General features: G+C 40.3%; 20 protein-coding genes. 3 read left to right on the forward strand and 17 right to left on the reverse strand.

Going from position 1 to position 17,401, the window contains the following annotated elements; genetic code table 11:
- Nucleotides 1-13: 13 nt before the first annotated feature.
- The 6 genes from F602_RS0107855 to F602_RS0107880 form a co-directional block, all read right to left on the reverse strand.
- Entirely contained in the window at nucleotides 14-1,534 is a 1,521-nt protein-coding gene (locus F602_RS0107855) for an ABC transporter ATP-binding protein (protein WP_018167424.1), read from the reverse strand.
- 130 nt (nucleotides 1,535-1,664) lie between these two features.
- The gene (locus F602_RS0107860; RefSeq protein ID WP_018167425.1) at nucleotides 1,665-2,729 is read right to left on the reverse strand and encodes a BMP family lipoprotein; all 1,065 of its coding nucleotides are present in this window, start codon (nucleotides 2,727-2,729) and stop codon (nucleotides 1,665-1,667) included.
- A gap of 75 nt (nucleotides 2,730-2,804) precedes the next feature.
- On the reverse strand, nucleotides 2,805-3,275 hold the full coding sequence (locus tag F602_RS0107865) for a cytidine deaminase (protein ID WP_245537568.1): 471 nt from the start codon (nucleotides 3,273-3,275) through the stop codon (nucleotides 2,805-2,807).
- Entirely contained in the window at nucleotides 3,181-3,843 is a 663-nt protein-coding gene (gene deoC, locus F602_RS0107870) for a deoxyribose-phosphate aldolase (RefSeq protein WP_018167427.1), read from the reverse strand. The genes F602_RS0107865 and deoC overlap by 95 nt, the downstream gene beginning before the upstream one ends.
- Nucleotides 3,844-3,858: 15 nt before the next feature.
- The gene (locus F602_RS0107875) at nucleotides 3,859-5,136 is read right to left on the reverse strand and encodes a pyrimidine-nucleoside phosphorylase (RefSeq protein WP_018167428.1); all 1,278 of its coding nucleotides are present in this window, start codon (nucleotides 5,134-5,136) and stop codon (nucleotides 3,859-3,861) included.
- Nucleotides 5,133-5,723: a class I SAM-dependent methyltransferase gene (locus F602_RS0107880; RefSeq protein ID WP_040840087.1), complete on the reverse strand. Its 591-nt coding sequence runs from the start codon at nucleotides 5,721-5,723 to the stop codon at nucleotides 5,133-5,135. Before F602_RS0107880 ends, F602_RS0107875 begins: the two co-directional genes overlap by 4 nt.
- Before the next feature lie 127 nt (nucleotides 5,724-5,850).
- Between F602_RS0107880 and coaA the strand changes: the two genes are divergently transcribed.
- The 3 genes from coaA to F602_RS0107895 are packed head-to-tail and all read left to right on the forward strand — an operon-like array spanning nucleotide 5,851 to nucleotide 7,642.
- Nucleotides 5,851-6,771 carry a type I pantothenate kinase gene (coaA, locus tag F602_RS0107885; RefSeq protein WP_018167430.1) on the forward strand — a complete coding sequence of 307 codons (921 nt, stop codon included), beginning with the start codon at nucleotides 5,851-5,853 and terminating at the stop codon, nucleotides 6,769-6,771.
- Between the two features lie 57 nt (nucleotides 6,772-6,828).
- Nucleotides 6,829-7,077 (forward strand): 30S ribosomal protein S20, encoded by a 249-nt coding sequence (gene rpsT, locus F602_RS0107890; RefSeq protein ID WP_083915257.1) that lies wholly within the window; start codon nucleotides 6,829-6,831, stop codon nucleotides 7,075-7,077.
- A 55-nt stretch (nucleotides 7,078-7,132) separates the two neighbouring features.
- Entirely contained in the window at nucleotides 7,133-7,642 is a 510-nt protein-coding gene (locus F602_RS0107895) for a P-loop NTPase family protein (protein ID WP_018167432.1), read from the forward strand.
- Between the two features lie 26 nt (nucleotides 7,643-7,668).
- On the opposite strand, the gene F602_RS0107900 is transcribed toward F602_RS0107895, so the two are convergent.
- From F602_RS0107900 to F602_RS0107950, 11 genes are all read right to left on the reverse strand, one after another.
- Nucleotides 7,669-9,045, reverse strand: a complete 1,377-nt coding sequence (locus F602_RS0107900) for a sensor histidine kinase (RefSeq protein WP_026183373.1) — start codon at nucleotides 9,043-9,045, stop codon at nucleotides 7,669-7,671.
- The gene (locus F602_RS0107905; protein WP_018167434.1) at nucleotides 9,038-9,709 is read right to left on the reverse strand and encodes a response regulator transcription factor; all 672 of its coding nucleotides are present in this window, start codon (nucleotides 9,707-9,709) and stop codon (nucleotides 9,038-9,040) included. Before F602_RS0107905 ends, F602_RS0107900 begins: the two co-directional genes overlap by 8 nt.
- A gap of 239 nt (nucleotides 9,710-9,948) precedes the next feature.
- A complete protein-coding gene (phoU, locus tag F602_RS0107910; RefSeq protein ID WP_018167435.1) occupies nucleotides 9,949-10,605 on the reverse strand; it encodes a phosphate signaling complex protein PhoU in 657 nt (218 codons plus the stop codon).
- 35 nt (nucleotides 10,606-10,640) lie between these two features.
- Nucleotides 10,641-11,399, reverse strand: coding sequence for a phosphate ABC transporter ATP-binding protein PstB (gene pstB, locus F602_RS0107915; RefSeq protein WP_018167436.1), 759 nt, complete (start codon nucleotides 11,397-11,399; stop codon nucleotides 10,641-10,643).
- 9 nt (nucleotides 11,400-11,408) lie between these two features.
- Nucleotides 11,409-12,212 carry a phosphate ABC transporter ATP-binding protein PstB gene (gene pstB / locus F602_RS0107920; protein WP_018167437.1) on the reverse strand — a complete coding sequence of 268 codons (804 nt, stop codon included), beginning with the start codon at nucleotides 12,210-12,212 and terminating at the stop codon, nucleotides 11,409-11,411.
- A 63-nt stretch (nucleotides 12,213-12,275) separates the two neighbouring features.
- The gene (pstA, locus tag F602_RS0107925; RefSeq protein ID WP_018167438.1) at nucleotides 12,276-13,160 is read right to left on the reverse strand and encodes a phosphate ABC transporter permease PstA; all 885 of its coding nucleotides are present in this window, start codon (nucleotides 13,158-13,160) and stop codon (nucleotides 12,276-12,278) included.
- Nucleotides 13,150-14,067 (reverse strand): phosphate ABC transporter permease subunit PstC, encoded by a 918-nt coding sequence (gene pstC / locus F602_RS0107930; RefSeq protein WP_018167439.1) that lies wholly within the window; start codon nucleotides 14,065-14,067, stop codon nucleotides 13,150-13,152. Before pstC ends, pstA begins: the two co-directional genes overlap by 11 nt.
- Nucleotides 14,068-14,069: 2 nt before the next feature.
- A complete protein-coding gene (locus F602_RS0107935; protein ID WP_018167440.1) occupies nucleotides 14,070-14,960 on the reverse strand; it encodes a phosphate ABC transporter substrate-binding protein PstS family protein in 891 nt (296 codons plus the stop codon).
- 103 nt (nucleotides 14,961-15,063) lie between these two features.
- Nucleotides 15,064-16,371: an RsmF rRNA methyltransferase first C-terminal domain-containing protein gene (locus tag F602_RS0107940; protein WP_026183375.1), complete on the reverse strand. Its 1,308-nt coding sequence runs from the start codon at nucleotides 16,369-16,371 to the stop codon at nucleotides 15,064-15,066.
- Nucleotides 16,371-17,129 (reverse strand): inositol monophosphatase family protein, encoded by a 759-nt coding sequence (locus tag F602_RS0107945; RefSeq protein WP_018167442.1) that lies wholly within the window; start codon nucleotides 17,127-17,129, stop codon nucleotides 16,371-16,373. The genes F602_RS0107940 and F602_RS0107945 overlap by 1 nt, the downstream gene beginning before the upstream one ends.
- Nucleotides 17,119-17,397, reverse strand: a complete 279-nt coding sequence (locus tag F602_RS0107950; RefSeq protein ID WP_026183376.1) for a UPF0223 family protein — start codon at nucleotides 17,395-17,397, stop codon at nucleotides 17,119-17,121. Before F602_RS0107950 ends, F602_RS0107945 begins: the two co-directional genes overlap by 11 nt.
- Between the last annotated feature and the right edge of the window lie 4 nt (nucleotides 17,398-17,401).

Genomic DNA, 17,401 nt, shown 5'->3' on the forward strand with positions numbered 1-17,401 from the left:
TTGATTTCCTTTCTTACTTGAGGTGCCCACCAGCCATGAGCTTACCAAGTTCTTGCTTAGTGGTTTCAGCCGGTAACACAATACCATGGATGCTACCATCATGGATAACAGCGATACGGTCCGACACATCTAAAATTTCATCCAGTTCAAAGCTGACAACAAGAACAGCTTTTCCTTTATCACGCTCCGCAATCAAGCGCTTACGAATATACTCAATAGCACCTACATCTAGTCCACGAGTTGGTTGACTAACAATCAACAAATCAGGATTACGGTCAATTTCACGAGCAATAACAGCCTTCTGCTGGTTTCCCCCAGAAAGTGATTTTCCAGAAATTAACTCTCCAGCACCACGAACATCAAATTCTTCCATGAGCTGGCGTGCTTTTTCATTGATTTTAGAATAATTTAGAATACCATTTTTAGAAATAGGTTCTTTATAGTAGGTCTGAAGAGCAAAGTTCTCAGCTACAGTCATATCTAAAATCATTCCGTCACGGTGACGATCTTCAGGAACATGGCCAACACTGAGTTCTGTTATCTTACGTGGAGAATAATGGGTTACATCTTCTCCCTTGATACTAATCTTTCCAGACTTGACCTTGCGTAAACCAGTGATGGCTTGAATCAACTCACTTTGACCATTTCCATCAATACCTGCGATACCAACAATTTCACCTGCTCGCACTTCAAGAGACAAATTCTTAACAGCTGGAATTCCACGGTTTTCGTTAACAACTAAGTTTTCAATGGATAGAACAACTTCCTTAGGATTTGCTGGAATTTTTTCAGTTTTAAAAGAAACAGAACGTCCAACCATCCACTCAGCCAAGTCATCATTTGTCGCACCAGCTACTTCAACAGTCTCTATGGATTTACCACGTCTGATAACGGTCACGCGATCAGCGACCGCACGGATTTCATCCAACTTATGAGTAATCAGAATGATAGATTTTCCTTCTGACACCAAGACCCTCATAATCTTTAGAAGTTCTGTAATTTCATCTGGTGTTAAAACAGCTGTCGGTTCATCAAAAATGAGTAGGTCAGCCCCACGATAAAGGGTCTTCAAAATCTCAGCACGCTGTTGGGCACCGACTGAAATATCTGCAACCTTGGCAGTAGGATCTACATCAAGACCATATTTTTTAGAAAGATCTGTGATTTCTTCCATAGCTTTTTTTAAATCAATCATGCCAGCTGCATTGGTTGATTCGCTACCCAGAATAATATTTTCAGTAACAGTAAAAGCATCCACCAACATAAAGTGCTGGTGCACCATGCCAATCCCCAATTGGGCAGCTTTTGATGGTGATTCAATGGTAACAGTTTGCCCATTGATTACAATTTCACCACTTGTTGGCTCGAGAAGTCCTGCTAACATATTCATCAAGGTCGATTTACCCGCACCATTTTCTCCGAGGAGGGCATGGATTTCGCCTTTTTTGACATTCAAATTGATTTGGTCATTTGCAACAAATTCACCAAATCTCTTTGTTATGTCTCGCATCTCGATGACATAATCCTGTGTCATAATCTATTCCTTTCAAAACTGTCATTTTTTGTCAGTAAAACCTACCAAAATTGATAGGCTTTACTGAGAGAAAATCTCCCAGTTACCAAAAAAGCGACCGATTTAGTCGCCTTTTCGGTTCATTGTATTTTTATGGTTTTTCTGGAACTTCTACTTTTCCGTCTAGAATAGCTTGTTTAGCATCAGCAACTGCCTTAGCGGCATCTTCTGAAAGATTTGTTTCAGCCAATTCTACACCTTTATCTTTAAGTGAGTAACGAACAACTTCACCTCCAGGGAACTCGCCATCAGCAGCTTTAGTTGAAATGTCTTTTACAGCTGCACCAACTTGTTTCAAGGTAGATGCTAATACAAAGTTAGACTCTTTACCATCTTTAGAAGTGTATGCACCTTCTGCTGATTGGTCACGGTCAACACCGATTACCCAAACTTTATCCGCTTCATTACGAGTTTCGTTTTCAGCTTTTGCTGCTGCGAAGACACCGTTACCTGTACCACCTGATGCGTGGAAGATTACATCTGCACCTGCTGCATATTGTGCTGCTGCAATTGTTTGACCTTTAGCTGAGTCACCAAAAGAACCTGCATATTGGATGTCAATTTTGATTGAATCATCAACTGATTTAACACCAGCTACAAATCCAGCTTCAAAGCGGTCAATAACTTCACCTTTCATACCGCCAACAAAGCCAACTTGTTTAGTTTTGGTAGTTTTAGCAGCTGCCACTCCGGCAAGGTAAGATGCTTCATGATCGGCAAAGCCAACACTCACTACGTTGTCTTGGTCTGGAACAACACTGTCAATGATGACATAGTGAGTATCAGTGTTGTTTGGAGCTACTTCAGCAATGGAAGATTCCAATGCAAAACCAATACCAAAGATAAGGTTGTAGCCACCTGCTACTGCTGAATCAAGATTGGTAATATAATCTGATTCTGATGCTGATTGGTAGTAGTCAAAGCCTTTACCCTTTGAAAGTCCTGCTTCTTTACCCCATTCTTGAAGGCCTTCCCAAGCAGATTGGTTAAAGGAGCGGTCATCAACACCACCGATGTCTGTAACCATAGCTACTTTCAAGCTTGAATCAGCGCTATCTGAAGAGCCTGCATCTTTTTTTGCAGTACGGCTTCCACATGCAGCAAGTGACAATGCTGCGATTGTAGCCAAACCGAGTCCGACAAGTTTCTTGTTCATTTCTGAACCTCCTAATAATTTTTTGCAACTACTGTTGCGTAATATAAAGTTTACAGTCTGAGGACTGTTCACAGATTATTTCAAATCTGTAAAAGAATATGGAAGTAATTCCCCGACTGTCATCACGACTGTCGATTTATCTTTAGCAACTAATGTTACTGGTAAATCCTGTTTAAAAAATTCTGCCATAACTTGGCGACAAGCACCACATGGCGAAATAGGTTTTTGCGTTTCCCCATACACAACCAACTCTTTGAAATCAGTTACGCCTTCTGAAATGGCTTTGAAAATGGCTGTGCGTTCCCCACAGTTTGTTAGAGGATAGGAGGCATTTTCAATATTGCATCCTGTGAAAACTTGACCATCTGCTGCTACTAAGGCTGCACCAATTGGAAAATGGGAATAAGGAACATAGGCAAATTTACTAGCTTCGATGGCTAAATCAATCAGTTTAGTATCCGCCATCTGCTTTTTGTCCTTCCATGATAGCAACACCTGATGAGGCACCAATACGTGTCGCACCTGCTTCAATAAAAGCAAGAGCATCTTCTAGGGAGCGAGCACCTCCAGAGGCTTTGACACCCATTTCTGGACCAACTGTTTGGCGCATAAGTGCTATATCAGCTACCGTAGCACCTCCTGTAGAGAAGCCTGTTGAAGTCTTGACAAAGTCGGCACCAGCACGCTGAGCTAGCTTGCATGCACGTACTTTTTCTTCATCTGTCAAAAGACATGTTTCAATGATAACCTTCACTAGCTTATCACCACTAGCTTTGACAACAGCATGAATGTCTGCTTCAACAAAGTCATCATCTCCATCTTTAAGGCGACCAATATTAATAACCATATCAATTTCATCAGCGCCATTTTCTATCGCATTTTTTGTTTCAAATGACTTGACTGCTGAAGTAGTTGCTCCCAAGGGGAAGCCAATCACTGTACAGACTTTGACATCTGTTCCGTTTAATTCATGTGCAGCCAGAGAAACCCAAGTTGGATTGACACAGACACTTGCAAAATCATATTTTTTAGCCTGCTCAATCAAAGTTAGAATCTGCTCTTCAGTTGCTTCTGGCTTCAAAAGGGTATGATCAATATACTTGTTTAATTCCATTTTTTTCTCCGTACGTTATGAGACGATTTCTAATATTTCTTTCGTCTTTACCACAACATCTTCTATTTTAACATTTTTTTGAAATTCGGAAAGCATTTCATCCGAAATTTTGATATTGCTGAAAATGGTTGCAATTTTTTCGTTTTTCTTAATGCTTTGTCCGACTTTTTTAGCGAATACAATTCCTGATTCGTAATCTAATTGGTCTGTCTTGACAGCTCTACCTGCGCCCAATTTCATGGCAAACAAACCGAATTCTAAAGCTGGTAGAGCAGAGATTGTCCCTACTTGCTCTGCCAAAATATCTACTTGATATGCCACGTTCACTGGACGGTAAAGATCGTCAAGGTCTCCACCTTGGGCTGCAACCATCTCTTCAAATTTCTGGAGTGCAGCTCCATTTTCCAAATGCTGGCGTACTTCGTCAATACTTTTCTCAATATTGGCTAGACCAAGCATGATTTGTGCTAACTCACAGATAAAATGAGTAACATCTTCACGGCCTTTCCCCTGTAAAATATCCAGGGCTTCCAATATTTCCAGACGGTTTCCAATACTAGTGCCTACTGGTTGGGACATATCGGTCAAAACTGCAACAGTCTTACGGCCAACTGCCTTACCCAATTCCACCATGGTCTGAGCCAACTGTCTCGCATCCTCGATATTCTTCATAAAGGCTCCCTCCCCAACGGTTACATCAAGGAGAATAGCATCAGCCCCTGCAGCAATCTTTTTGGACATCACCGAGCTAGCAATAAGCGGGATGGTGTCTACTGTAGCTGTTACATCACGCAAGGCATAGAGAAGTTTGTCCGCCTTTACTAGCTTGTCAGATTGCCCGATGACCGAAACACCAATATCTTGAACCTGCTTGATAAACTGCTCTTGCTCAATTTCGATTTGGTATCCTTTGATTGATTCAAGCTTATCTAGCGTACCACCTGTATGTCCTAGCCCTCGACCGCTCATCTTGGCGACTGGGACATCGAAACTCGCTACTAGAGGTGCTAGAATTAAAGTTACCTTGTCTCCAACACCACCAGTTGAATGCTTGTCAACTTTTATACCAGCAATTGCTGACAAATCAATCTGCTCACCAGTTGCTACCATAGCCATGGTTAAATCAGAAATTTCCCTCGTTGTCATACCTTGGAAATAGATAGCCATAGCAAAGGCTGACATTTGGTAATCTGGGACATCTCCTGCTACGTAACCATTGATGAGCCATTCAATTTCTGCCTTACTTAATTCGAGCCCATCTCTTTTCTTTTGAATAAGGTCAACTGCTCTCATTCTTTCACGCTTTCAAGGATATAGTAACCCTTGTCTTTCTTAAGAATTTGACAATTTCCAAAAACTTCTTCCATCTTGCTCTTGGCACTCGGTGCCCCTTGCTTTTTTTGGATAACAATGGTTAGACTACCTCGGTCCTCCAAATGATGAAAGGCGCCTTTTATTATCTCATGTACTACAACTTTTCCTGCACGAATGGGTGGATTGGATATGATATAATCAAATTTCCCTTCCACATCTTCATAAATATTGGACTGAAAAACCTTGGCATCAACCCAGTTTTTTTCCGCATTGGTTTTTGCTAAATCTACGGCACGACTGTTGATATCAATCAAAGTAGCTTGAACTCCAAAAACTTTGCCCAAAGTCAAACCAAGTGGGCCATATCCACAGCCCACATCCAATAATGTTTTACCTGATTCTAAGTTTAAGGTGTTGAGCAAGGCCTGACTGCCATAGTCCACCATCTTCTTGCTAAATACCCCAGCATCCGTGAGGAAGACCATAGGAGTATCCAATAATCGCACATGCAGCTCATGAATATCATGGTCTGCTGTAGGATTTTTCTCATAGTACATATTTGTCATGTTCTTATTATACCACTATGAAAAAACGTTTTCAACACTTTTTATTATACGCTTCAAAGTTTTATTTCTGCATGAATATGACTGGTTATTTCTTCTCAAATCTAAAAATTCGTGCTAGAATAGGGCTATGAAACAAGAATTAATTAATTTTGAAAAAATTAACCGTCAAACCTGGCAAAGATTGCATCGGGATACTACTGTCCCCTTAACCCAGGAAGAACTCAATTCTATCAAGAGTTTGAACGATAAAATTAGCCTCAAGGAAGTCCTAGATATCTATCTCCCTCTCCTTAACTTTATTTCCATCTACAAAAAATCTAGTGAAGACCTGTCTTTCTTTAAAAGTATCTTTCTACAGGAAAAAAATCGTACGCGCCCCTTTATCATCGGTATATCAGGCAGTGTGGCTGTTGGCAAATCAACAACTAGTCGGCTGTTGCAAATCCTTTTATCACGACGTTTCAAATGGGCTACTGTTGAAATGGTGACTACGGATGGTTTTCTGTACCCAAATAAAATTTTAGAAGAAAAAAATATACTGGATCGAAAGGGTTTTCCCGAATCCTATGACATGGAACTTTTGTTGGATTTCCTAGATTCCATCAAAAACGGTGAAGAATTTGAAATTCCGGTATACTCTCATGAGGTCTACGACATTATACCAGATAAGAAAGTGACTATTCAGCCAGTAGACTTTTTAATTGTCGAGGGAATCAATGTGTTTCAAAATCCGCAAAACCAAACTCTCTATGTCAGTGATTATTTCGATTTGTCAATTTATGTAGATGCTGATGTCGCCAATATCGAGACCTGGTATCTGGAACGCTTCCAAACCTTACTAAAACTTGCTGAAAAGGATCCTAACAACTACTACCACCGTTTTACTAAAATGCCTTTCAATCAGGTCTTAGCCATTGCGCAAGATACATGGAAAAATATCAACCTAGCTAATTTAGAAACATACATTGAGCCAACTCGGAGTCGAGCAGATATTATCCTTCATAAGGGACACAACCATGAAATTGATGAAATTTATCTAAAAAAATAAATTTCTCTTGTCAAACGATCGATTTTCAGATATAATGGTATGGTTAGTATAGAAAAGGTGGAGGTGAAACCATTGGCAAACATTAAATCAGCTATTAAACGTGCTGAATTGAACGTAAAACAAAACGAAAAAAACTCAGCTCAAAAATCAGCTATGCGTACTGCAATCAAAGCATTCGAAGCAAATCCTACTGAAGAACTTTACCGTGCTGCTAGCTCAGCTATCGATAAAGCAGAAACAAAAGGCTTGATTCACAAAAACAAAGCGAGCCGCGACAAGGCACGTCTTGCTGCTAAACTTGCTTAATGACTAAACGACCTTTTTCGGTCGTTTTTTCTTTTCACAGAAGGGAAAAGATATTATGAAAATCTCGGTTATTGGTTATTCTGGTAGTGGAAAGTCCACACTAACACAGCTACTATCAGATTACTATCAGATTCCAAAACTCCATTTAGACCAACTATTTTTTCTGGAAAATTGGCAGCCACGCACTGAAATAGACTTTACTAATCGCCTACAGGCCTTTTTACAGTCTAATCAAGATTGGATCATAGATGGGGTATTTAGCCGTTTTCTTTTTCGAGAAAGATTAGAAGCTGCTGATCAGATTATCTTCCTTGACTTTCCTAGATGGAGAACATTTGGGAGAATCCTCAAGCGCTACTTTTGCTTTCGAGGGACGATTCGACCATCTGGTCCAGTTGGTTGTCAGGAAAAGCTAGATTGGCCCTTCGTCAAGTTCGTCCTTTTCACATCACGCCAACCAAAACGCAAGAAAATGTACCAACAAATTTGTCAAACTTATTCCAAAAAAATCATTGTTCTACATTCCCAAAAAGAGATAGATAACTTTATGAGGCATCTAAAATAGCCAGAGTTCGTAACTCTGGCTATTTATTATTTTGTCTTAATAGGCAAACGGATTTCAAAAATAGAACCTTTAGGCTGGTTATTCTTGACAGATATACTACCATTTAGGCTATCTAAAATCTGCTTGGCAAGAGAAAGCCCCAAGCCAAAGCCACCTTTTTGCCTTGTCCTTGCCTTATCCACTCGGTAAAACCTATCAAAAATTTTCTTCTTATCACTATCACTGATACCAAGACCGTCATCTGTAACAGAAAAAAAGAGTTGTTTATCCCGAAGGACCAAGTCAATCTGAATATGACCACCATTTTCTGTATATTTAATGGCATTATCAAAGAGGATAGTCATCGCTTGTTTTAATAATGTTTTATCTGTATAAACTGTTTGGTGGATACGATTTTGAGCAGTAAGTTGACGGTTATTTTCTTTGGCTATAATTTTATAATTTTCAAGAATCGTATCAAAGTAACTTGGAGAAATAGGTACAATTTCTAATTTTAACCCATCGTCTCGTCTAGCTAGGTTCATGAGATTTGTTGTTAGCAGCCTCATATTACGGACTTCTTCTAGGCTAGATGCAATCTTTTCGCTAGATTCGAGGATGGTAGCTTCTGGTTTGCGAAACAGACTTTCTAAACGGTTTTGTAGCACAGCAAGTGGTGTACGTAGTTCGTGGCTAGCATTTTCTACAAAATCTTTCTGCTTCTGAAAACTAATCAGGAGCGGCTTGACACTGATCTGAGCGAGATAGAAACTAGCAAAGATAGAGATGAGCCAAAAACTAACCATGACCAAGAAGACAGTTGACTCATAACGAACCAATGAGTCTCTGATTTGAGTTGTGTTGAAGAGAATGGTCGCATATTGGATATCTATCCCCATACTTCTCACACTTTCTTCGTTGGACATATCTATCGTCATCATCCGATAAGTTTCATCATCACCAAAGGCAGTTGTTACAGTTGATTCGACGATTTCATTTAATTTTTTTATTTCTGGTTTAATGCTGGCTAGGCCAGACATAGTGTCGAGATTATTGATGATATTGCCTTTTTTATCGTAGAGGATAACATGATAATTAGTATTCAAACGTAACTTCGATGGCTTAAAGGGTTTGAAATTGCCATCTGCTTGACCCGATTGGTCAGCATCAACCGTTTTTCCCTCCTGTTCCAAAATCACTTCTGCATTGGAAGAAATCCCTCTTGCTAGAGCGAAATTAACAATGAGACTCGGTTCCTCACGAAACTCCTTAAAATTTTCATCTGAATGCTGGTACATGGTTGATCGCATCAGCTGAAAAATAATCATTGTCATTAAACTAAAAATCAATGTAAAAACTGCAAAGTAACGGATGAAATAAGAGAAATTTTCTGTTCCGTATAGGCGTTTCAATCTACTAAGCATCTTTTAGGATATAGCCGACACTGCGAAGGGTTTGAAGATTCTCACCAAATGCCGTTCCTTTCAATTTTTTTCTGATTTTTGATACATAAACTTCTACTACTGAGACAGTCGTGTCACTATCGAATCCCCAAATACGGTCAAAAATCTGAGTTTTAGGTAGAATGACATTCTGATTTTGCAAGAAATAGACCAACAAATCAAACTCCTTTCCCAGCAACTCCACTTCTTCTTCACCTGCTAAAGTTGTATTCGTAGCTAAATTGACCGTCACATCTCCATATGTTAAGACATTTTCATTAAACTTCCCAGAGCGCTTCAAAAGAGCCTGAATACGCATTTTAAGCTCTTCTAGATAGAATGGCTTGGTCAGGTAGTCGTCCGCTCCCAATTCAAAGCCATGCCCCTTATCATCCAGGCTTTCCTTAGCTGTCATGATGAGGACTGGAGTCGTTATGCCTTTTTCTCGCAATTCTTTCAAAACTTGAAAACCATCTTTCTCTGGCAACATCAAATCTAGCAGAATCAAGTCATAAACACCAGACTCTGCTTCATATAATCCTTCATCCCCATCGAAAACCTGCATGACGTCTGCAAAATCATCCAAGAAATCAAAGACTGAATTGGACAAACTGAGATCATCTTCCACGAGCAAAATCTTTATCATAGGCTACTCCTTCTACTGACTAGTACTTTCTATTATATCATGAAACATTTTTCTTTCATAAAATTATATTAGTTGACTATACTAGATAATCTTCTACTAGTGCTGTCTACTGACAGCTGCTAGGCCATTCAAAATGTTTCCAGCTCTTTCTGACTTTCCTTAGTATAAGTCAACTTCCTTAAACAATACTAAAAAAGAGGCCGAAAATCTTCGTCCTCTCATGTAGTGTATGTTTAGCTCTACAATTCAGTAATTTTTCCTGTATTGAGATACACAACCCATTCACAAATATTTTTAGCGTAGTCGCCGATACGTTCTAAGGATGAAATAACTTGGAAATAATCACGACCAGTTACAATTAAATCCGGATCCTTTTTGATTTCTTCCGTTGCTAGTTCACGGATTTGTTCGAAATATTGGTTAACCAACTCATCTTTTGCAGCAATATCGTAAGCCTGATCACTATCTCCCTTGTGCAAGTAGAGTTCCAATACAGACTCCACCAGTTGACGCACTTGACGGCCCATCTTGTTGATTTCTGCTTCGACTGATAGGATACGAACCTCGCCCTTCATTCGAATGGTTGCTTCTGCAATAGAAACTGCATGGTCACCCATCCGCTCAAGATCGCTTGTAGCTTTCAAAACGGTGATAACAGTGCGCAAATCCGCAGAAACAGGTTGTTGCAAAGCAATAATTTCTAGTGATTTTTGCTCTAATTTCAATTCAAACTCATTGATCTTAGCATCTGCTTCAATGATTTCTTTGGCCAATTCACGGTCATGAGTGATAAAGGCACGGACAGTCTTGTTGATTTGTCCCAACACCTCATTTCCCATTGCATAGAACTGGTTGTTCAATTTATCTAATTCTTCCTCAAATTGAGTTCGTAACATAATAACCTCTTTTCTTAGTCGGAAAAGCAAAAAGCCTATCCAAACTTACCTGTAATGTAGTCTTCTGTTTCCTTGTGCACTGGTCCCATAAACATTTCCTTAGTGGTATTGTATTCAATCAGATCACCGGCTAAGAAGAAGCCAGTTCGATCAGAAATCCGTGATGCCTGTTGCATAGAACGAGTGACCACGACCATAGTATACATATCTTTCAGATTATAAAGAGTTTCCTCAATTTTTCCTGCTGAAATAGGATCCAAGGCTGAAGTAGGTTCATCCAGAAGGATGATTTTAGGACTGGTTGCTAGTACACGGGCCACACAAACACGCTGCTGCTGACCACCTGATAGCCCCAAGGCTGAATCATGAAGCCGATCCTTAACCTCATCCCAAATAGATGCACCGATTAAAGATTTTTCGACAACCTCATCCAAAACCTGCTTGTCTTTAATGCCCTTGATACGGAGTCCATAGACAACATTCTCATAAATGGTCATAGGGAATGGATTTGGTTGCTGAAAGACCATACCGATTTCTTTACGTAAATCAACTGTGTCTGTACGTGGACTATAAATATTGTGTCCATTATAAGTGATAGCGCCTGTCAAGGTTACTTCAGGATTCAAATCTCCCATACGATTGATGGAACGCAAGAGAGTGGATTTGCCAGATCCTGATGGTCCGATGAGGGCTGTGATTTCATTAGGGTAGAAATCTATCGACACATTGTTCAAGGCTTTCTTTTTATTGTAATAAACAGACAAGTCTTTCACTTGTACAATTGGTTCTGTCATGGCTTCCTCCTATCCAAATCGTCCAGATACATAATCACTAGTCGATTGACATTTCGCATTCTGGAAGATGTTGGCTGTCTTATCATACTCAATCAAGTCACCCAGATAAAAGAAGCCTGTATAGTCACTCGCACGGGCTGCTTGCTGCATATTGTGTGTGACGATGACAATGGTATAATTTTTCTTCAGCTCAAACATGGTTTCTTCCAACTGCATGGTGGCAATTGGGTCCAAAGCAGAAGCTGGCTCATCCATGAGCAAGATATCTGGTTTTACAGAGATAGCACGTGCAATACATAGACGCTGCTGTTGACCACCTGATAAAGTGAAGGCTGACTTATGCAGATCATCCTTAACTTGCTCCCAAAGGGCTGCTTGCTTGAGTGAGGTTTCAACAATCTCATCTAAGACTTTCTTATCCTTAACACCAGCACGCTCATAGGCAAATGTAATATTGTTATAAATGGATTTAGCAAACGGATTTGGACGCTGGAAAACCATGCCAATGTGCTTACGCATCTCATAGACATTGATGTTAGGGGCATTGACATCAATCCCTTCATAGAGAATTTCTCCAGTAACTTTTGCTATGTCAATTGTATCATTCATTCGGTTTAGACTACGTAAAAACGTTGACTTCCCGCATCCTGAAGGACCGATAAGGGCTGTGATTTTATTTTTTTCAAACTGCATATCAATACCTTTGATTGCCTCTTTTTGACCATAGTAGACATGGAGATCTTTGGTCTCAAGTGCTACAATCTCTTTCGGAAAGGTGATGATATGGCGTTCATTCCAATTGTATTCAGCCATGTATTCTCCTATTAATTAGTTGTTTATGATTGGTTTTTTCTTCAAAAACTAGCGCTATGATTATTAAGCAGATGTTAATTTCTTATGTAAGAACTTACCGATACGGCGAGCTGCAAGGTTGAACATCAAAATAAAGATAAGCAATACAGCTGCACTTCCTGCAGAGACAAGAGTTCCATCTGGAATAGTTCCTTCGCTGTTCACTTTCCAAATATGCACAGCTAGAGTTTCTGACTGACGGAAGATAGAGATGGGACTGGTGACACTGAAAGGATTCCAGTTTGACCAATCAAGAGCTGGTGCTGACTGACCAGCGGTATAAATCAAGGCCGCCGCCTCACCAAAAATACGCCCAGAAGCTAAGACAATACCCGTTACGATACCAGGTAGTGCTTCAGGGATAACAACGTGTAGGACTGTTTCCCAGCGTGAAATACCTAGAGCAAGTCCTGCTTCGCGTTGAGTGTGATGCACATGGCGTAAACTATCTTCTACGTTACGAGTCATCTGCGGTAAGTTAAAAACGGTCAGAGCTAAGGCACCAGAAAGAATAGAAAATCCATATTCAAACTGAACTACGAAAATCAAGTAACCAAACAAACCAACGACAACAGATGGTAAGGAGGACAAAATCTCGATACAGGTCCGAATGAAATCAGTTAAGCGTCCCTTCTTGGCATACTCTGCCAAGTAAATTCCAGCTCCCGTTGATAAAGGGATAGAAATAATCAAGGTAATGACGAGAAGGAAGAAGGAATTATACAATTGAATTCCAATACCACCACCAGCCTGATACGAAGAAGATTTTCCAGTTAAGAAACTCCAAGAAATATGTGGCAAACCACGTACCAAGATATAGAGGATTAAAGAAGCCAAGATAGTGACGATAACCCCTGCAATCGTGTACAAAACACCAGTTGCCAGTTTATCAAATTTTTTAGCGTGCATAGTTTCTCTTTCTCTCTCTCGTAATAAATTTGACCAACATGTTGAAACCTAAACTCATAATCAATAAGACCAGTGCCAAAGACCATAATACGTTGTTTTGTACTGTTCCCATAACCGTATTACCAATCCCCATGGTAAGAACAGATGTTAAAGTAGCTGCCGGTGTTGTCAATGATTGAGGAATGACAGCTGAGTTTCCGACTACCATCTGAATCGCAAGGGCCTCACCAAAGGCACGGGCCATCCCAAAGATAACAGCAGTGAAGATACCTGACTTGGCAGCATTAAGAATGACGCGCCAAATCGTTTGCCAACGAGTCGCACCCATTGCCAAACTAGCTTCACGGTAATGGCGTGGAACGGCTCGTAAACTATCCACTGTCATAAAGGTCACTGTCGGTAGAATCATGACAAACAGAACAAATACACCCGATAAGATACCAAAACCTGTACCACCAAAAATAGAGCGAACAAAAGGTACTACTACTTGAAGACCAATAAATCCATAAACAACAGATGGGATACCCGTCAATAATTCGATAACAGGCTGTAAAATTTTAGCTCCATAACGTGGTGAAATTTCTGTCATGAAGACTGCTGCACCAATCGCAACTGGTGTTGCAATCAAGGCTGATAAAATCGTAACAATAAAGGAGCCTGCAATCATCGGTAAAGCACCGAATGACTTGGAATTTGGTTCCCACTTAGTGTTGAACAAGAAATCTTTGATGCTGACACCGTCTACAAAGAAAGTAGATAGACCACGCTGAGCTACAAAGAGCAAAATCATGGCTACAATAAAGACAATCAGGGCCAAGCAAAGAAAAGTGATTATCCTTCCAAATTTCTCCAAGCGAGAATTTTTAGAAGGAGAAACTAATTTTTTGGCTAAATCTTCGTTTTTCATACTTACTCCTCTTTTGGTGTTACCATGCCTTCGGCATCCTTGATCACCTTCATATCACGGATAGAGATATACCCCATGGTCTGGACAATACCATTTTGAACCTCATCTGAATACATGTAGTCCAAAAATTCCTTGGTTAAATCTGTTGGCTCACCCTTTGTATACATGTGTTCGTATGCCCATATTGGCCAGTCATTGGTGGCAACATTTTTGGCTGTTGGTTCAAAGCCATTAAGTTTGATTGATTTGATAGAGTCATCAACATAGGCAAAAGCGAGATAGGAAATAGCGCCTGGAGTCTGAGCTACGATAGATTTTACCATTCCGTTTGAATCCTGCTCTTGGCTTTGTGTTGCTTCGTGACCATCCATAATCACACTGTCAAAGGTGGCGCGAGAACCAGAACTAGCAGCTCGGTTGATGATAGAGATTTCCAGATCTTTACCACCCAATTCTTTCCAGTTTGTGATTTCACCAGTAAAGATTTTACGTAGTTCTTCTGTTGTCAAATCATCCACTGTAACCTTTTTATTGACAATGACTGCTAGACCAGCAACCGCTACTTGATGGTCAACGAGAATAGATGCGTCAATTCCTTCCTTTTCCTCGGCAAAAACATCACTGTTACCAATTTGAACAGCTCCTGATTGAACTTGAGAAAGTCCTGTACCAGAACCTCCTCCTTGTACATTAACAGTTTTTCCGACATTGACACTCCCAAACTCATCCGCTGCTGCTTCTACCAGTGGCTGCAGTGCAGTAGACCCAACTGCAGTAATGGATTCTCCACGAATAATCCAAGAGGAACAAGCTGATAATGAAAGGCTTGCCGCTAGAAATAGAGCTGCCATTCCAAGCTTATGCTTTTTCTTCATATTTTTAATCCTTTTCATTTTAACATGCTAATTTTCCTAAAAAATATTTAGTTTTTTATAAAAATTAACAATTCAAATATAACATATACAGTAGTAACTTGCAAACTATTTTCATCCACCATTATGACCGGAAGCGAAGGCCTTTTGGAAAGTTATTTTTCAGGACGCCTGACACAACTTTTGCAAAGCCTAAACCATTTTCTTTAATGGTAATTTGGTACCAGCCATTCGGCAACTCTTTAGGGACGGATACTGTATTTCCTGCAACATACTGGACAAAATCTGCCTCAGAAATCTCGACTCGATGCACAACTTCTTTACTGATGAGAGCGAGTCCTAGAGCAAAGCTTGGCTCAAAGCGCTTTTTTTTGAATGTACCTAAGTGAAGACCATTACGTGCGATTTTCAGCTTGGATAAATCTGGTAAACCTTGTGGCAAAAGATAGAGTTGTTCTCCAAAGACCTGTAAGACCCCCTCCAAGTTGGTTCTTAGGTTGTCCTTACAGAAGTTTTGCCAGAGTTGGACCTGTTCCCTATTAAGGTTTGATTTCCCCTGTCTGATTTTCTTTACGGATGGTGCAGCAAGATTGCGAAACTTAGCTACAAACTGGCCTTCTCCCTTGAAATAGTGGGGATACATCCGAGCGGTTTCAGGATAGCCAATCCCGTCTACCATACCATTGATTTTATCAATCGGAATCAATTCAAGGTCATACTGTTCAAGGAGCCAAGACACTATTTCTTCGTTTTCTTCGGGTGACCAAGTACAGGTTGAATAAATCAACTGCCCATCTGGCGCCAACATCTTCATGGCAGAAGCTAAAATCTCTTTTTGCAATTGAGCGCATTGGGCTGGATAGTCCGCATGCCAATAATCCATAGCTGCTGGGTCTTTGCGGAACATACCTTCACCTGAGCAAGGGGCATCCAAAACAATCATATCAAAGTAAGCTGAAAATACACTGGCTAGACGTTCTGCTGATTCGTTTGTTACAACTACATTTCGAGCTCCAAAACGCTCAATATTTTCAACCAATATCTTTGCTCGCTTACTGGATATTTCATTACTGACAAGGAGACCCGTATTGTCTAGATAAGACAGAAGATGAGTCGATTTACCACCTGGTGCCGCTGCCAAATCTAGAACTTTCATACCCTTTTGGGGACTAGCTATGTGACCAACCAGCTGTGCTGCAGGCTCTTGAGAGTATATTAGTCCACTGACATGCTCAGGAGATTTACCAGATATTTTTCCATAGTAAGACCAGGACATATTGGGTATCTTGTCAGGGAATTCCTGTTGTCTTTCTTTGAGTGGATTGGTCCGAAAGGCAGTAACAGGTTCTTTTTCAAATGTCTCAAAAAATGCCGGTGCTTCCGCAGCCAGCAAATCCGTATATTTTTCTATAAAATCTTTTTTTAATATCATCATTCTAATAAGGTTATAATTTCCTTTTCCTTAGCTTTAGGGAGCAAAATGACCATCTCACGCCCCTGAAATATAGGTTGCCCACCATCAGTCGTGATGAGATGATAGCCTAGCGATTCGCCTAAAATAGCGGCTGCTCCATAATCCCAAGGGTAGAGATAAGATGCTTGTGCCAAGAGCTGCCCCTTTAGCACACGCGCAAAACCAATACCCGCACTACCAAAGGAACGGGTTCCTAAAGTATGGTTGGCTAAATTGGCTAGCCCATCAACATTTTGGGCATAAAGGCCTGTATTGAGACCAATCAAACTTTCCTTTAGCTCCTTGTCTTGAAAAGCCACAAGCGGCTGATCATTGAGATAGACCGGATAGTGTGAGCCTCCATGAATCATCTCATCCTTCATGACATCGTAGATGATGGCAAATTTTCCAACACCATTTTCAAAATAGGCCAATAAGACTGCAAAATCTTCCTGTTGAACAATGAAGTTGGTTGTTCCATCTATAGGGTCAATAATCCACACATTTCCCTCTGAAACAGAAGGCTGAGAATGACCTTCCTCTCCTAAAATCTTATCTTCGGGGTAACGGGTTAAAATTTTACAACTCAAGTCTTCTTCTACTTGCTGATCCAATTGGGTGACCAGATCTGTAAAATGGGACTTGACCTGAATATCTAGACTATCATAAAGATGCTGACGTAAAAACTCACCAGCTTCCACTACAATTTTTTTAGCAAAAGTGTACTTAGTGTCCAAGCTTTATGACCCCCTGTTGCTTTTCTTGGGCAGCTTTCACTGCCCGATAGGTCGAATAACCTGACACTGCTTCAAAATCACGGTCGATTTGCTTCTCTTGTGACTTACTTTTTACAACGGACTTAAATCGCTGATAACGGTCCAAAAGGGCTTCTGCACTCACACCGCCCTCATAAGCTTTTTCCACCTGATTTAAAAAAGAAAGCACGGAGGAAATCTCCTCTGTGCTCCACGAAAAATCAAGTGGATATGAATATTGTTTGTTCATATCT

The sequence above is a fragment of the Streptococcus minor DSM 17118 genome (assembly GCF_000377005.1).
Taxonomy (GTDB): domain Bacteria; phylum Bacillota; class Bacilli; order Lactobacillales; family Streptococcaceae; genus Streptococcus; species Streptococcus minor.

Bases quoted from the DNA above. Each gene is read 5' to 3' on its own strand.
- F602_RS0107855 (WP_018167424.1), bottom strand. From the start codon at position 1,534: ATGACACAGGATTATGTCATCGAGATGCGAGACATAACAAAGAGATTT.
- F602_RS0107860 (WP_018167425.1), bottom strand. From the start codon at position 2,729: ATGAACAAGAAACTTGTCGGACTCGGTTTGGCTACAATCGCAGCATTG.
- F602_RS0107865 (WP_245537568.1), bottom strand. From the start codon at position 3,275: ATGCTCTTGCTTTTATTGAAGCAGGTGCGACACGTATTGGTGCCTCAT.
- deoC (WP_018167427.1), bottom strand. From the start codon at position 3,843: ATGGAATTAAACAAGTATATTGATCATACCCTTTTGAAGCCAGAAGCA.
- F602_RS0107875 (WP_018167428.1), bottom strand. From the start codon at position 5,136: ATGAGAGCAGTTGACCTTATTCAAAAGAAAAGAGATGGGCTCGAATTA.
- F602_RS0107880 (WP_040840087.1), bottom strand. From the start codon at position 5,723: ATGACAAATATGTACTATGAGAAAAATCCTACAGCAGACCATGATATT.
- coaA (WP_018167430.1), top strand. From the start codon at position 5,851: ATGAAACAAGAATTAATTAATTTTGAAAAAATTAACCGTCAAACCTGG.
- F602_RS0107895 (WP_018167432.1), top strand. From the start codon at position 7,133: ATGAAAATCTCGGTTATTGGTTATTCTGGTAGTGGAAAGTCCACACTA.
- F602_RS0107900 (WP_026183373.1), bottom strand. From the start codon at position 9,045: ATGCTTAGTAGATTGAAACGCCTATACGGAACAGAAAATTTCTCTTAT.
- F602_RS0107905 (WP_018167434.1), bottom strand. From the start codon at position 9,709: ATGATAAAGATTTTGCTCGTGGAAGATGATCTCAGTTTGTCCAATTCA.
- phoU (WP_018167435.1), bottom strand. From the start codon at position 10,605: ATGTTACGAACTCAATTTGAGGAAGAATTAGATAAATTGAACAACCAG.
- pstB (WP_018167436.1), bottom strand. From the start codon at position 11,399: ATGACAGAACCAATTGTACAAGTGAAAGACTTGTCTGTTTATTACAAT.
- pstB (WP_018167437.1), bottom strand. From the start codon at position 12,212: ATGGCTGAATACAATTGGAATGAACGCCATATCATCACCTTTCCGAAA.
- pstA (WP_018167438.1), bottom strand. From the start codon at position 13,160: ATGCACGCTAAAAAATTTGATAAACTGGCAACTGGTGTTTTGTACACG.
- pstC (WP_018167439.1), bottom strand. From the start codon at position 14,067: ATGAAAAACGAAGATTTAGCCAAAAAATTAGTTTCTCCTTCTAAAAAT.
- F602_RS0107935 (WP_018167440.1), bottom strand. From the start codon at position 14,960: ATGAAAAGGATTAAAAATATGAAGAAAAAGCATAAGCTTGGAATGGCA.
- F602_RS0107940 (WP_026183375.1), bottom strand. From the start codon at position 16,371: ATGATATTAAAAAAAGATTTTATAGAAAAATATACGGATTTGCTGGCT.
- F602_RS0107950 (WP_026183376.1), bottom strand. From the start codon at position 17,397: ATGAACAAACAATATTCATATCCACTTGATTTTTCGTGGAGCACAGAG.